The following is a 12842-nucleotide window of genomic DNA, read 5'->3' as shown; positions in this document are numbered from 1 at the left end:
GTCAGCGCTCCGGCCGCTGGACCAGGTCGGTGAAGTCCTGCTCGTTGCGTTCGGCCAGCCGCACGTACGCCCAGCCGACCCCGATCAGGAAGGGGAAGGCGGCCACCCCGAGCAGCAGCCACGGCAGGTTGACCCCGAGCACGGTGACCCGGCCGACCGAGGGCGCGATGGCGAAGAGCCAGGGCAGGCCGCCCAGCCCGATCAGCACCAGCAGGCTGAGCCGCAGCGCCAGCGAGAGCTGGGCCCGCATGAGGCCCTGCACCAGGGTCTCGCCGACCCGGGTCTGCTGGGTCAGCTCGGAGCGGGTCCGCTCGGCGCGACTGGCCGGGCGGGACACCTCGGCCAGCACGATCCGGGTCCGGCGTGACGGCCAGGGGGTGCGCGCACCGGGGGTGCGCGGCCCGGGGGTGTCCGGCTCCGGGGCGCGCGGCCCGGAGACCGGAGCGGCCACCCGCCGCCCCGGACCGTCCTGCTCCTCGGCTCCGGTCATCCCCGGCAGTCTCGCCTGCCCGGTGGGAATGTCAAGAGCACCGGGACGGTGCTGTGGACAACGTGTGGATAACGCTTCACTCCTGTGGACAACCTGGTGGATGACCGCTGCCTCGTTGTGGACGACGGATGGGGACGCAACCACCTCCGCCGGCTCCTCGACGGCCAGGCCCGGCCGACACCCTCCGGGCAGCACCAGCCGTTCCCGCTGGTGCTGCCCGTCGCCGACATCTTCTGTGGCTCAGCCGAGTCCGATCCGCACCGGATCGGCGGTTGCCGAGCCGAGCCAGGTGTGCGGGTTGCCGTGCCAGCACCAGCCCAGCTTCGGCGCGCCCTGGCTGATCCAGAGCGCCGGCACCCGCCGGTCGCCGCAGCGCGACCCGACCAGCGAGAAGCACCGGTTGCTGGCCAGCGCGGGCGGGTGCAGGGTGACGAACGCCAGCCCTTCGTCGATGGTGATCGGCAGCCGGCCGGCCGCGGTCATCTGCTCCAGCGCGGTGGCCGGCGGCAGGTTGCGGTACTCCTCGCCCCGGTCCACGTCGAAGAGCAGGTACGCCGGCCCGGCCGGCACCTCCAGCTCCTTGATCGGGTCGAACCTGGGCAGGTCGGCGGCGGGGAAGTTCCGGTCGAGGACGCCGGGCTTGCGCTTGCCGGCGAGCGTGGTCAGCGCGATCCGCTCCGGCACCGGCACCAGCTCGCGGGTGGTCACCAGCAGGAAGGGCACCCGCCCGTCGGTGGGTGCGGCCAGCCCGGCCGCCCCGGCGACGGCCGCCGCGCGCAGCGGGGTGAGCAGGTCGCGGAAGGCGTCCTCGGTCAGCCCGGCGAGGGCGGGGTAGCCGAGCCCCACCAGGCGGTCGAGCTGGCGGTCGAAGTCGGTCGCGGCGTCGTAACGGCTGTCGGGCATGCGGCCTCCACTCTGTCGTACGGCGTCCCGTACAGCGTACGACGAATGGCGCGTATTCCCGATCCGGCGGAAAAAATCTCCGCTCAGCGGTTCCAGTCCTGCTTGGCGGCCCGGACCAGCTTGTCCTTCAGCTCCCGGGTGTGCCGGCGGCTCACCGGCAACTCCGCCCCGTCGATCACCACCACGTACCCCGAGTTGACCAGCCGCAGCTCCGCGATCAGCCGCAGCTGCACCAGGTACGAGCGGTGGATCCGTACGAAACCCGCGTCCGCCCAGCGCTCGGCCAGGGTGGCCAGCGAGACCCGGACCAGGTGCGAGCCGTCCGCGGTGTGCAACCGGGCGTAGTCGCCCTGCGCCTCCACCCAGCGCACCGCCGAGCGGGGCAGCATCCGGGTCGTCCCGGCCAGCTCGATCGGGATGGTCGGGTCCTCCTCGGCCCGGGCCAGGGCCGCCGGATGCGAGGGGACCACCCGGGAGCCGATCACCCGGCGCAGCGACTCGGCCAGCCGTTCCGCCCGTACCGGCTTGCGCACGTAGTCCGTGGCGCCCAGGTCGAAGGCGTCCACCGCGCCGTCGTCGTACGCGGTGACGAAGACGATCGCCGGCGGCCGGGCGAACCGGCGCAGCACCCGGGCCAGCTCCATGCCGTCCAGCCCGGGCATCCGGATGTCCAGGAAGACCACGTCCACGTCGCCGTCGCGGAGCAGCCGCAACGCCTCGGTGGCGTCCCCGGCGGTGTGCAGCCGGGCCACCCGCGGATCCGCCCGCAGGTGGTACGCCAGCTCGTCCAGCGCCGGCGGCTCGTCGTCCACCGCCAGCACGCGGAGAAACCCGGTGGCGGTGTTCATGACGTCGCCCGGACCCCGGGATGGAACTTCGGCACCCGCATGCTCACCTTCGTACCCGAGCCCAGACCCGTCTCGACGACCAGGCCGAACCGGTCCCCGAAGGCCGACCGGAGCCGCTCGTCGACGTTCGAGAGGCCGACGTGCTGCCCCGGGTCGTCGGTCGGGTCACCGCCGGCCGCGGCCAGCTCGGCGATGCCGGCGGTCAGCGTGGTCGGATCCATCCCCACTCCGTCGTCCTCCACCGTGATGTGGCACTCCGCGCCCGCGTCCCGGGCCTCGATGCTCACCATGCCGGTGCCCGGCTTGCGGGACAACCCGTGCCGGACCGCGTTCTCCACCAGCGGCTGAAGGCAGAGGAACGGCAGGGTCACCGGCAGCACCTCCGGAGCGATCTGGAGCCGCACCTGGAGTCGCTCGCCGAACCGGGCCCGCTCGATGGTCAGGTACCGGTCGATCGAGCGCAGCTCCTCGGCGAGGGTGGTGAACTCGCCGTGCGCCCGGAACGAGTAGCGGGTGAACTCGGCGAACTCCAGGATCAGCTCGCGGGCCCGCTCCGGGTCGGTCCGGACGAACGAGCCGATGGCGGTCAGCGCGTTGTAGATGAAGTGCGGGCTGATCTGGGCGCGCAGCGCGCGTACCTCGGCCCGGGCCAGGCGCTCCCGGGACGAGTCCAGCTCGGCGAGGGCGAGCTGATCGCCGGCCCAGTGCGCGGTCTCCAGGGTGGCCTGCACCAGCCCCGGGGCGGGCCGCTCGTCGGCGATCGCCACCAGCGCCCCGACCACCCGGCCGTCCGCGCTCAGCGGGGCCACCACGGCGCCGCGTACCGGGCAGTCCACCAGGTCGCACTGCAGCTCCGCGTCGTGCAGCACGGTCGACCGGCCGGTGCCGGCCGCCCGCTGGGCCGCCGCGAGCAGCTGGTCGCCGTGGTGCGCCCCGCGCCCGTCGAGCGCGAGCAGGGCCTCCCGGTCCGTCAGGGCCAGCCCGGCCGCACCCACCAGGGCCCGCAGATGGCGTACGGCCTTCGCCGCGCCCGCCGCGCTCAGCCCGGCCCGCAGCGGCTCGGCGGCCAGCCCGGCGGTGTGCAGCACCTCGTAGGTGGCGCGCTGGGTGGCGGTCGCGATGCCCCGGCGGCCGCGCAGCCGCAGCACCGCCCAGAGCGCCGCGGCGAGCGCGCTGACCAGCGAGACGACGCCGAACACGGCCGAGAGGTTGCCACCCACGCAGCGATCCTGACGGGTCCGCCTCCGTAGCGCTAGTACGCGCCCTTGCGGACGAGCACCACCCCGACGGTCCGCCACAGGATGCTCAGGTCGTACGCCAGCGACCAGTTGTCGACGTAGTAGAGGTCCAGCCGGACCGCCTCGTCCCAGGACAGGTCGGAGCGGCCGGAGACCTGCCACAGGCCGGTGATCCCGGGGCGGACCAGCAGCCGGCGCCGCACGTCGCCCAGGAAGTCGCCGTCGTCGGCGGGGAGCGGGCGCGGCCCGACCAGCGACATCTCGCCCCAGAGCACGTTGATCAGCTGGGGCAGCTCGTCCAGCGAGGAGGCGCGCAGGAACCGGCCCACCGGGAAGACCCGCGGGTCCTGCTTCATCTTGAACAGCAGGCCGTCGGTCTCGTTCTGGTCGACCAGGCTGGCCAGGCGCTCCTCGGCGTCGACGTACATGGTCCGGAACTTCCAGACCCGGAAGGTCCGCCCCTCGTGCCCGACCCGGGGCTGCCGGAAGAAGACCGGCCCGGGGTCGGAGATCCGGATGGCGAGCGCGATGGCCGCGAAGAGCGGGATCAGCAGCACCAGGCCGAGCCCGGCGGCGACCCGGTCCATCAGGTTCTTGACCAGCAGCGCCGGGCCCGACAGCGTCGGCTCCTCGACGTGCAGCAGCGGCAGGCCCTCGATCGGGCGGATGTGCACCCGGGGGCCGGCGATGTCGGTGAGCTGGGGCGCGACCACCAGGTCGACGCCGGAGCCCTCCAGTTGCCAGGCCAGCCGGCGCAGCTCGCCGGGCTCGGCGCTGGCCGAGCCGCAGACCGCGATGGTGTCCCCACCGACCTCGCGGACCAGGGCTAGCACGTCCCGGCCGGCGTAGACCGGCACGGGGGTCTCGATGCCCCGCGCGGCGGCGTACCCGTCGGTGAGGTGGATCGCCACCGGCACCAGGCCGGCGCCGGGGTTGCGGGTGACCGCGGTGTAGACCTCCAGGCACTCCGGCAGGGTGCCGATCAGCACCATCCGGTGCCCGGCCTGGCCGGCCCGGCGGCGGATCGCGTGCAGCAGGAAGCGCGCCATGAAGCGCTCCACCAGGATCAGCATCAACGCGCCGAGCAGGGCGAAGCCCACCGTGTAGCGGGAGAGGTCGGTCTTGGTGGCGAAGGCGAGGAACGACACCGTGGCGGCGACCGCCACCCCGCCCCGGACCACCCGCTTGAACTCGTCGGGGCCGAGCCCGAGGTAGCGCCGGTCGTACGCCCGGTTGCCCCAGAGCAGGACCAGCCAGCCGAGCGGCAGCAGCACGAACGCCACGGTGTAGAACCAGGTCGGGTCTTCCTGGGCGTTGTAGAAGCCAGCCCGGGCCTGGCCGAACGCCTCCTGGGCGATCCAGTCGGCCACCACCACCGCGGCGAAGTCGAGCAGGAGCAGCAGCGCGGTGTAGGGGCGGTGCCAGCGGGACACCCGCCGGCGGGCACGGGCCCAAGCCGACCGGGGTACGCCGTTGTGCGACGGCGGTGTCGGCGGCTGGATCTCGAAGCTGTCGACGTGCCGCACGCTCTTGCTCCGGCCTGTGTTGGTTACCGGGCGCTGGAGGCTTGTCGTCACCTCAACCCATGTCCTCCCGCATGACACGCGTCCTCACTCGCAGTGAGGGCCCGGGTCGCCCACCGTCCCAGTCTCCCACGTCGGGCCCGGCCGGGACGGCCTCCCGAAGGGAAGTGCGCGTCCGTCGGTGCTCGCGGGATCTGGCCGGCTCCGTATCGGTTGTGAAGCCGGGGACCGGGCCACTATACCGATGGATAGCGGGCCCGGTAGAGGAGCGGACCGGGAGCTTCGGGGATCCCGGGGCGATTCCTCTCCGTAATCGCAGGGTGGGGTTACTCACCGTACGAGGCGGGACAACCGACGGTCAGCGAGTGGCTTGCCCCCGGTCTGGCAGGTGGGGCAGTACTGGAGGCTCGAATCAGCGAACGACACCTCGCGCACCAGATCGCCACATACCGGGCAGGGCAGACCCTTCCGGGCGTGGACCTTCAGCCCGGAGCGCTTCTCGCCCTTCAGCTCGGCGGCCCGCTGCCCCATCGACCGCCGGACCGCGTCGCCGAGCACCGCCCGGGTCGCCGCGTGCAGGGTGGCGAGCTGGTCGTCGGTGAGCCGGTCGGTGAGCGCGAACGGCGAGAGCTTCGCCGCGTGCAGGATCTCGTCGGAGTACGCGTTGCCCACGCCGGCCAGCACCGCCTGGTCGGTCAGCACCCCCTTGACCTGCCCGCGCCGGCTGCGGAGCCGCTCGGCGAAGGTGGCCAGGTCGGCGCCGAGCGCGTCCGGCCCGAGCTTGGCCACCCCGGGCACCTGCGCCGGATCGGTCACCAGGTACGCGGCCAGCTTCTTCTGGGTGCCGGCCTCGGTCAGGTCGAACCCGGAGCCGTCGTCGAGCCGGACCCGCAGCGCGACCGGGCCCTTGCCGGGGCGCAGCGGGGTGGTCGACGGGAACGCCTCCCGGTAGTGCAGCCAGCCCGCGCGGGCCAGGTGCACGACCAGGTGCAGGCCGCCCTCGAAGAGCACGTCGAGGAACTTGCCGTGCCGGCCCGCGCCGGCCACGGCCCGCCCGGCCACCGCGCTCGGCGGCGGGTCGTACGTCTTCAGGGCGCTGATCGCGGTGACCTCGACGCGTTCGACGCGCCGGCCCACCGCGCGCTCGCGCAGGTAGCCGGCGAGCGCTTCCACCTCCGGTAGTTCGGGCACCGTACAACGGTAGCCTTCTTTCCCGTGAGAATCGTGGTGGCGCACAACCGGTACCGGGAAGCCCAGCCCTCCGGCGAGAACACGATCGTCGACGCCGAGATCGGGCAGCTCACCGCCGCCGGGGTGGAGGTGCTGCCGTTCCTGCGCAGCTCCGACGAGATCCCCACCATGTCGAAGGCGGCCAAGGCGCTGCTGCCGATCTCCCCGATCTGGGCCCCGCAGGCCCAGCACGACCTCGACCGGCTGCTCGTCGAGCACCGGCCCGACGTGCTGCACCTGCACAACCCGTACCCGCTGCTTTCGCCCTGGGTGGTGCGGACCGCGCACAAGCGGGGGGTGCCGGTGGTGCAGACGGTGCACAACTACCGGCAGGTCTGCTCCTCCGGGCTCTACTTCCGGGACGGCGTGATCTGCCAGGACTGCCGGGGCCGGGCGCTGGGCGTGCCGGCCATCGTGCACCGCTGCTACCGCGGCTCCCGCGCGCAGAGCGCGCTGATGGCCACCACGCTGGCCGTGCACCGCCCCACCTGGCGGTCGGTCGACCGGTTCATCGCGTTGACCAGCGCGGTCGCCGACCACCTGCGCGACTACGGCATCCCGGACGAGCGGATCGTGGTGAAGCCGAACGCGGTCCCCGACCCCGGCGCCCCGGCGCCGCTCGGCGAAGGCTTCCTCTACCTGGCCCGGCTCACCCCGGAGAAGGGGCTCGACCTGCTGCTGGAGGCGTGGCGGCGGCACCCGGTCGGCGCGCTGGGCCCGCTGCGGATCGCCGGGGACGGCGAGCTGCGCCCGCTGGTCGAGGCGGCCGCCGCCGAGCGACCCGACGTGCACTACCTGGGACAGCTCGACCGGGCCGGGGTCCGGGCCGCGATCACCTCGAGCGCCGTGGTGCTGGCCACGTCCACCTGGCACGACGTGCTGCCCACCGTGATCATCGAGGCGCTGGCCAGCGGACGGCCGGTGCTCGGCACCGCGCTGGGCGGCATCCCGTACCTGGTCGGCGCCGACACCCCGCGCGAGCCGGCCGGCACGGGCCCGGCCGAGGTGGCCTCGGCCCCCGCCGGCGCCGCTAGCGGGCCGGCGATCCCGGCGGGCATCAAGCCCGGTGCGGCGGGCTGGGTGGTGCCGCCCGAGCCGGCGGTGCTGGCCGCCGCCCTCCCGGTGGCCCGCGCCGGCGCCGGCGCCCTGGCGACCGCCGCCCGGGCCCGGTACGAGCGGCTCTTCCACCCCGACGTGGTGACCCGGCGCCTGATCGACATCTACGCCGGTGTGGCGGGCAACCGGACGACCCCTGCCCAGCCCTGACGGTCACGAAGGGTGACCGAGGTGCGTTGACCGCAGCTCGGTCACTGACCGTGACTGCCCTGCGGGTGCGACCCGCGGCGGCGCGCCCCCGATTTCGGCTCGTTGTGCCCCTGAGCTGGGCTGATGCCGGGTGGGGCTGGCGGGCTGCGGCGACCTTGTTCGGTGCCTTTGCTCTGCAGCCAGATACGCAGCAGGCAACTCTCCGTTACCGCTGCGTATCTGGCTGCAAAGCAAAGGGTGTACTGAGTCGCCCCGGCTCCGGGGCGGGCAGTCACGGACGGTGACCAGGGGTGGCCGATCTCGGCTCGCGCCCGTCCTGGGCCGCGACGGCCAGGCTCGCCCTGGCCCGCCGGCGGCCCGGCGGCATGGCCAGCACCGGATCGGGACGAGCGCGAGCCGGGCGCCGTTCACCGCCGGCACCCGAGCCGTCTGCCGGGCCCGAGCCGGACCCGAGCCGGGCCCACGGGCAAGGCCCGCGGGACCCGAGCCGGGCCCCCCGGGCAAGGCCCACGCCGGGCCGGGCCGGGCACGGCCGGGTCGGTGCCCGTCAGCGGAGGGAGGCGCGGGCGGAGAAGGCGACGCTGGCCAGCAGGAATCCGCCGTTGACGATCGTGAAGGCCACGAGCAGCCAGAGGGCCAGCGCGGGGGCGACGGTCAGCACCAGGCCGGCCAGGAGGATCACCGCGCCGTAGTCGCGGACCAGCTTGGCGAGGCGTACCGGGAGCGAGGTCGAGGTGACCATGCTGGCCGCGTTCGGCCCGGCCTGCATCACCGAGGTGACCAGGTTGACCATCCAGGTGCCGGCGAACGTCGCGACCAGCCACGCGGGCGTGCCCGGGTGTTGCGCCACGGCGGTCGCCCCGAGCGCGGCGACCAGGGCGATCTGGGCGGCCACGTCGCAGAGCACGTCGACCCGGGCGCCGGCCGCGCTGCCCTGCCCGGTCACCCGGGCGAGCTGACCGTCGGCACAGTCCAGGGCGTACGCGATCTGCCAGCCGACCAGGGCGACCAGCCCGACCGCCCAGGCCGGGACGGTGCCGGCCGCGACCGGGCCGGCGAGCGCGATCACGGTGACCGAGGCGGCCAGGCCGAGCACCAGGTTGGCGAGGGTCAACGCGGTCGGGCGCAGCCCGGCCCGCTGGGCGAGCAGGGCGAAGAACGCCCCGATCCACTGGCTCACCGACTCGCTGAACAGGCCGCCGCCCCGGTTGCGCCGGTGGAAGTCGGCGACGGTCGGGCGGGCGGGGTCAGACACGGTGATCGCGAAGTTCATCGGCGTAATCTCCCAGCCGCCGACGGGTCTCGTCGGCCGACAGCGCGAGGTGCTCGAGGATGGTGAACCGGTCCGGCCGGGTGGCCGGGGCGAACTGCACGGCCTCGACGAACTGCTCGTCGGTCAACCCCAGTTCGGCGGGCGTGGTGGCCAGGCCGTGCCGGTGCAGGCAGCGGGCGAGCTGGCCGAAGCGTTCCGTCTCGCCGCGCAGGAAGGTGCAGAAGAGCGCACCGAGGCCGACCTGCTCCCCGTGCGAACCCGTGCCGGGGAAGAGCCGGTCGATCGCGTGTGAGATCTCGTGGTCGCCCCCGCTGGCCGGCCGGGTCGACCCGCACACCGAACTCGCGATCCCGCCCAGGATGAGCGCCTCGGCCAGGGTGGTCAGGAACGCGTCGTCGGTGATCTTGCCGGGGTGGTTGATCAGGGCCTCGGCGCCGGTCCGGGCCAGGGTGAGGGCCAGGCCGTCGATCGGCTCGCCGCGCACCGCGTGGGCCAACTCCCAGTCCGCGCAGGCGCTGAGGTTGCTCACCGCGTCGCCGATGCCGGCCTGGGTCTGCCGGTCCGGGCCGCTCTCCACGAAGTCCAGGTCGACGATCACCGCGATCGGGATGTGTACGCCGTAGGAGCCCTTGCCGCCCTCGTGGTCCAGGGACGCCGTCGGCGAGGCGATGCCGTCGTTGGCCAGGCTGGTCGCGACGGTGACCATCGGGATGCCGTAACGGGTGGCCGCGTACTTGGCGGTGTCGATGGTCTTGCCGCCACCGATGCCCACCACGGCGTCGTACTGCCGGCGGCGCAGGTGGTCGCCGAGCTGGTTGGCGGCGTCGATGGTGCCGCCGGTGACCGTGAACACATCGGCCGCGCCGAGCGACGGCCGGCACAGCTCCACGATCTTCTCGCCCTGGCCGGGGCCGACCACCACCGCAACGTCCCCGCCGGCGGAGATCCGCCGGTCGGCCAGGAGCGGGCCCAGGTCGGCCACCGCGCCCCGCCGGACCTCGATGGAGAGCGGGGTGTTGACCGTCCGGGCTAGTAGCGGCACGCGATCTCCCGGGCCCGGGCGAGGTCGGCGTGGTTGTCCACCTCGACCCAGGACACGTCGCCGATCGGCGCGGCCCGCACTTCCCCGCCCCGGTCGGCGAACTCCTGGTAGCCGTCCTCGTAGTAGAGGTTCGGGTCCCGCCGCCAGGTCGTCTCCAGGGCGTCGGCGAGCGCGTCAGCCACCTGCGGCTCGATCAGCGTGGCGCCGATGTACTCGCCGTACGCCTCGCCCGGGTCCATCAGCTTGGTGATCCGGGTGAGCTGGCCGGCGGCGTCGAAGGTGGTCTTCATCTCCTCCTCGGCCAGCGGCTTGATGTTGTCGACGGCCAGCAGGATGCCCGGCCCGCGCTCGGCCAGCAGGGTCTTCTCCACGCTCACCGGGTGCACGGTGTCGCCGTTGACCAGCAGCACGCCCCGGGCGAAGTACTCCCGCGCCAGCCACAGCGAGTAGGCGTTGTTCCACTCCTCGGCCTTGTCGTTGGGCACGAGGGTGAGGGTGACGCCGTACTTCTCCTCCAGCGCCGCCTGCCGCTCCCGGACCGCGTCCGCGGCGTAGCCGACCACGATCACGACCTCGGTGAGCCCGACCTCGGCGAGGTTGCGCAGCGCGATGTCCAGGATGGTGATCTCCCCGTCCACCGGCACCAGCGCCTTCGGCAGGGTGTCGGTGTACGGACGTAGCCGTCGGCCGGCCCCGGCCGCCAGTACCATTCCGATCATTTCCGACGTCCTCCCCGGAGCTGAACCGCGTTCCCGTGGAGGATAACGTCAGGCCGAGGTGGCCCTACGGGCAACCGGCGTGGACCGCCCGGCGGTGGCGCGGAGTGTCCAGCCGGTCGAGCCGCCGCACCCCGGCCGTCGTCGACAGCGACGAGACCCCCGGCCGCCGCCGCCGACGGCGACGAGACCCCCGGCCGCCGCCGCCGACGGCGACGAGACCCCCGGCCGCCGCCGACAGCGACGAGCCGGCGCCGTTTTCACCGATGCCCGGTCTTGTCCCGGTACGCATCGATGGCCCACCATGTCCGTACCGAGGCCACCGTCCCATAGGGGTGATGCGTGATGCAGGTTCGGGAAGCGATGTCCAGTGAGGTGCTCGTGGTCGGCCCGGAGCACACGCTCCGCCAGGCGGCCCGGATGATGTCGGCCCGCCGGGTCGGCTCGGCGGTGGTGATCGATCCGGATTCCGAAGGGATCGGGATCATGACCGAGCGGGACGTGCTCAACGCGATCGGCGCCGGGCTCGACCCGGACCAGGAACGCACCGGTGCCCATCTGACCTGGGACGCGGTCTACGCCGGTCCCGACTGGACGGTGGAGGAGGCGGCGGCGGCCATGGCCCGCGGCGGCTTCCGGCATCTGGTGGTGCTCGACGGACGGGAGGTGGCCGGGGTCATCTCGGTCCGCGACCTGATGCGGGTCTGGGCCCGGGAACACGCGCCCACGACGGTCTGAATCCATCGAGCGCGGCGGGGTCCGGCCGCGGCGGCCGGCCGGGTTCCGCGCGCCCGGGACACGGTTCGCGAGCGCGTTTCGGCTCTTCGGTCGGCCGGTCGGACGGATCGACTGCCCGCATGTTGAACTTCGCGTGTATCTCGGTCGGACCGGCCGGAGCAGGCCCTAGGCTCGTCCGCATGACCGCCGAGCAGTTGATCTCCTTCGCCCGTGGCGCTCCCTCGCTGGACATCGTCGATGTCGAGGGGCTCAAGGCCGCCGCCGTCCGTGCCTTCGACGCCGACCCCGCCGGGATCACGGCGTACGGCACCTCCGTCGGCTACCCGCCCCTGCGGAAGTGGATCGCGGAGAAGCACGGCGTCGAGGCCGACCAGGTGCTGATCACGAACGGCTCGCTCCAGGCCGACGCCTTCCTCTTCGACCACCTGGTCCGCCGGGGCGACGCCGTGGTGGTCGAGCGCCCCACGTACGACCGGACACTGCTCAACCTCCAGCAGATGGGCGGCGAGATCCACGGCGTGACCGTCCAGCCGGACGGCCTGGACACCGCCGAGCTGCGCAAGCTGCTGGAGTCGGGAGTCCGGCCCCGGCTGGCCCACGTCATCCCGAACTACCAGAACCCGGCCGGGGTGACCCTCTCCCTGGAGAAGCGCCGGGAGCTGCTGGACCTGGCCGCCGAGTACGGCTTCACGATCTTCGAGGACGACCCGTACGCGGACATCCGGTTCCGGGGCGAGCCGCTGCCGTCGATGCTGTCGATGGACAGCCGCGGTGTGGTCGTGCACGCGTCGAGCTTCACCAAGACGGTCTGCCCCGGGGTGCGGGTCGGCTACCTGGTCGGCTCGGCGGAGCTGATCGCGGCGATCGCCAAGAAGGCCACCAGCCTCTACATCTCGCCCGGCATGGTGGCGCAGGCGATCGTGCACCAGTTCTGCGTCTCCGGGCAGATCGAGCAGTCGATCCACACGGTGCGGACCGCGCTGGGCGAGCGGGCCCGGCTGCTCGCCGAGGCACTGCGCCGGCACATTCCCGAGGCCCGGTTCGTGGAGCCGGACGGCGGCTACTTCCTCTGGGTCGAGCTGCCGGAGGACGTCGAGGTGGATCGGCTCGCCCCGGCGGCGGCCGAGCGCGGCGTGGCGGTGGTCAAGGGCAGCGACTTCGTGATCGACGGCGGCCGGCACGCGCTGCGGCTGGCGTACTCCGCGGTGACCGCGGACCGGATCGACGAGGGCGTGCGGCGGCTGGCCGAGGCGATGGCCGCCGTCCGGGGCTGATTTTCTGTCAGGTTCCTGACAGAAGGCTGAAACCGGCCGGCCCGGGGCTCCCGTTGGGCCGGCCGGGGACCCACAATGCTGCGAGCGCCTTTCACCTTTCGGTGGCCGATCCGCCGGCCGGGGACCGCAACCCCTCCCGGCCCCCGGATCGAGGGCGCGTCAGCACTACTCCCGCCCCCAAGGGGTGCCGGGTGGGCCGTGTCGCCCCTCACCCCCCTGACGCGGCCGGCCCGCCCGGCGCCGCCCGCCCACCCCACGGGCGAGGGGTGAGCCTCGTCGCAGCCCTCGCCGACGCTGCGGT

Annotated in this window: 12 protein-coding genes; 3 read left to right on the top strand and 9 right to left on the bottom strand. The window is 73.5% G+C overall.

The features are described 5' to 3' along the window. Position 1: 1 nt before the first annotated feature. The 6 genes from AB0I11_RS14050 to AB0I11_RS14025 form a co-directional block, all read right to left on the bottom strand. The gene (locus AB0I11_RS14050) at positions 2-490 is read right to left on the bottom strand and encodes a hypothetical protein (RefSeq protein WP_357318865.1); all 489 of its coding nucleotides are present in this window, start codon (positions 488-490) and stop codon (positions 2-4) included. A gap of 240 nt (positions 491-730) precedes the next feature. Next, the gene (locus AB0I11_RS14045) at positions 731-1393 is read right to left on the bottom strand and encodes a DUF5701 family protein (RefSeq protein WP_357318862.1); all 663 of its coding nucleotides are present in this window, start codon (positions 1391-1393) and stop codon (positions 731-733) included. Positions 1394-1476: 83 nt separating this feature from the next. Beyond that, positions 1477-2241: a LytTR family DNA-binding domain-containing protein gene (locus AB0I11_RS14040; RefSeq protein WP_357318859.1), complete on the bottom strand. Its 765-nt coding sequence runs from the start codon at positions 2239-2241 to the stop codon at positions 1477-1479. Beyond that, a complete protein-coding gene (locus AB0I11_RS14035) occupies positions 2238-3461 on the bottom strand; it encodes a histidine kinase (protein ID WP_357318856.1) in 1224 nt (407 codons plus the stop codon). Before AB0I11_RS14035 ends, AB0I11_RS14040 begins: the two co-directional genes overlap by 4 nt. A gap of 32 nt (positions 3462-3493) precedes the next feature. After that, positions 3494-5005, bottom strand: coding sequence for a sugar transferase (locus tag AB0I11_RS14030; RefSeq protein ID WP_357318853.1), 1512 nt, complete (start codon positions 5003-5005; stop codon positions 3494-3496). A 327-nt stretch (positions 5006-5332) separates the two neighbouring features. Next, positions 5333-6193, bottom strand: a complete 861-nt coding sequence (locus AB0I11_RS14025; protein WP_357318849.1) for a DNA-formamidopyrimidine glycosylase family protein — start codon at positions 6191-6193, stop codon at positions 5333-5335. Positions 6194-6217: 24 nt separating this feature from the next. On the opposite strand from AB0I11_RS14025, the gene AB0I11_RS14020 reads away from it, so the two are divergent. Then, positions 6218-7498: a glycosyltransferase family 4 protein gene (locus AB0I11_RS14020; RefSeq protein WP_357318846.1), complete on the top strand. Its 1281-nt coding sequence runs from the start codon at positions 6218-6220 to the stop codon at positions 7496-7498. Positions 7499-8045: 547 nt separating this feature from the next. Here the strand turns inward: AB0I11_RS14020 and AB0I11_RS14015 are convergent. Genes AB0I11_RS14015 through AB0I11_RS14005 form a run of 3 tightly spaced genes read right to left on the bottom strand, consistent with a single transcriptional unit; the run spans position 8046 to position 10532 of the window. Next, positions 8046-8771, bottom strand: a complete 726-nt coding sequence (locus tag AB0I11_RS14015) for a CDP-alcohol phosphatidyltransferase family protein (protein WP_357318843.1) — start codon at positions 8769-8771, stop codon at positions 8046-8048. Then, positions 8746-9813, bottom strand: a complete 1068-nt coding sequence (locus AB0I11_RS14010; RefSeq protein ID WP_357318840.1) for an iron-containing alcohol dehydrogenase family protein — start codon at positions 9811-9813, stop codon at positions 8746-8748. Before AB0I11_RS14010 ends, AB0I11_RS14015 begins: the two co-directional genes overlap by 26 nt. Continuing rightward, positions 9801-10532 carry a phosphocholine cytidylyltransferase family protein gene (locus AB0I11_RS14005; protein WP_357318837.1) on the bottom strand — a complete coding sequence of 244 codons (732 nt, stop codon included), beginning with the start codon at positions 10530-10532 and terminating at the stop codon, positions 9801-9803. Before AB0I11_RS14005 ends, AB0I11_RS14010 begins: the two co-directional genes overlap by 13 nt. A 342-nt stretch (positions 10533-10874) precedes the next feature. On the opposite strand from AB0I11_RS14005, the gene AB0I11_RS14000 reads away from it, so the two are divergent. Together AB0I11_RS14000 and AB0I11_RS13995 are read left to right on the top strand one after the other, a co-directional pair. Then, the gene (locus tag AB0I11_RS14000; RefSeq protein WP_046567753.1) at positions 10875-11267 is read left to right on the top strand and encodes a CBS domain-containing protein; all 393 of its coding nucleotides are present in this window, start codon (positions 10875-10877) and stop codon (positions 11265-11267) included. A gap of 179 nt (positions 11268-11446) precedes the next feature. Then, entirely contained in the window at positions 11447-12541 is a 1095-nt protein-coding gene (locus AB0I11_RS13995) for a PLP-dependent aminotransferase family protein (RefSeq protein WP_357318833.1), read from the top strand. The last annotated feature ends 301 nt before the right edge of the window (positions 12542-12842 follow it).

The sequence above is a fragment of the Micromonospora sp. NPDC050495 genome (genome assembly GCF_040655175.1).
GTDB lineage: Bacteria > Actinomycetota > Actinomycetes > Mycobacteriales > Micromonosporaceae > Micromonospora.
This window is presented reverse-complemented; position numbering and strand designations above follow the sequence as displayed.

Excerpts from the sequence above, each read along its gene's own strand:
- AB0I11_RS14050 (WP_357318865.1), bottom strand. The coding sequence starts at position 490 with ATGACCGGAGCCGAGGAGCAGGACGGTCCGGGGCGGCGGGTGGCCGCT.
- AB0I11_RS14045 (WP_357318862.1), bottom strand. The coding sequence starts at position 1,393 with ATGCCCGACAGCCGTTACGACGCCGCGACCGACTTCGACCGCCAGCTC.
- AB0I11_RS14040 (WP_357318859.1), bottom strand. The coding sequence starts at position 2,241 with ATGAACACCGCCACCGGGTTTCTCCGCGTGCTGGCGGTGGACGACGAG.
- AB0I11_RS14015 (WP_357318843.1), bottom strand. The coding sequence starts at position 8,771 with ATGAACTTCGCGATCACCGTGTCTGACCCCGCCCGCCCGACCGTCGCC.
- AB0I11_RS14005 (WP_357318837.1), bottom strand. The coding sequence starts at position 10,532 with ATGATCGGAATGGTACTGGCGGCCGGGGCCGGCCGACGGCTACGTCCG.
- AB0I11_RS14000 (WP_046567753.1), top strand. The coding sequence starts at position 10,875 with ATGCAGGTTCGGGAAGCGATGTCCAGTGAGGTGCTCGTGGTCGGCCCG.
- AB0I11_RS13995 (WP_357318833.1), top strand. The coding sequence starts at position 11,447 with ATGACCGCCGAGCAGTTGATCTCCTTCGCCCGTGGCGCTCCCTCGCTG.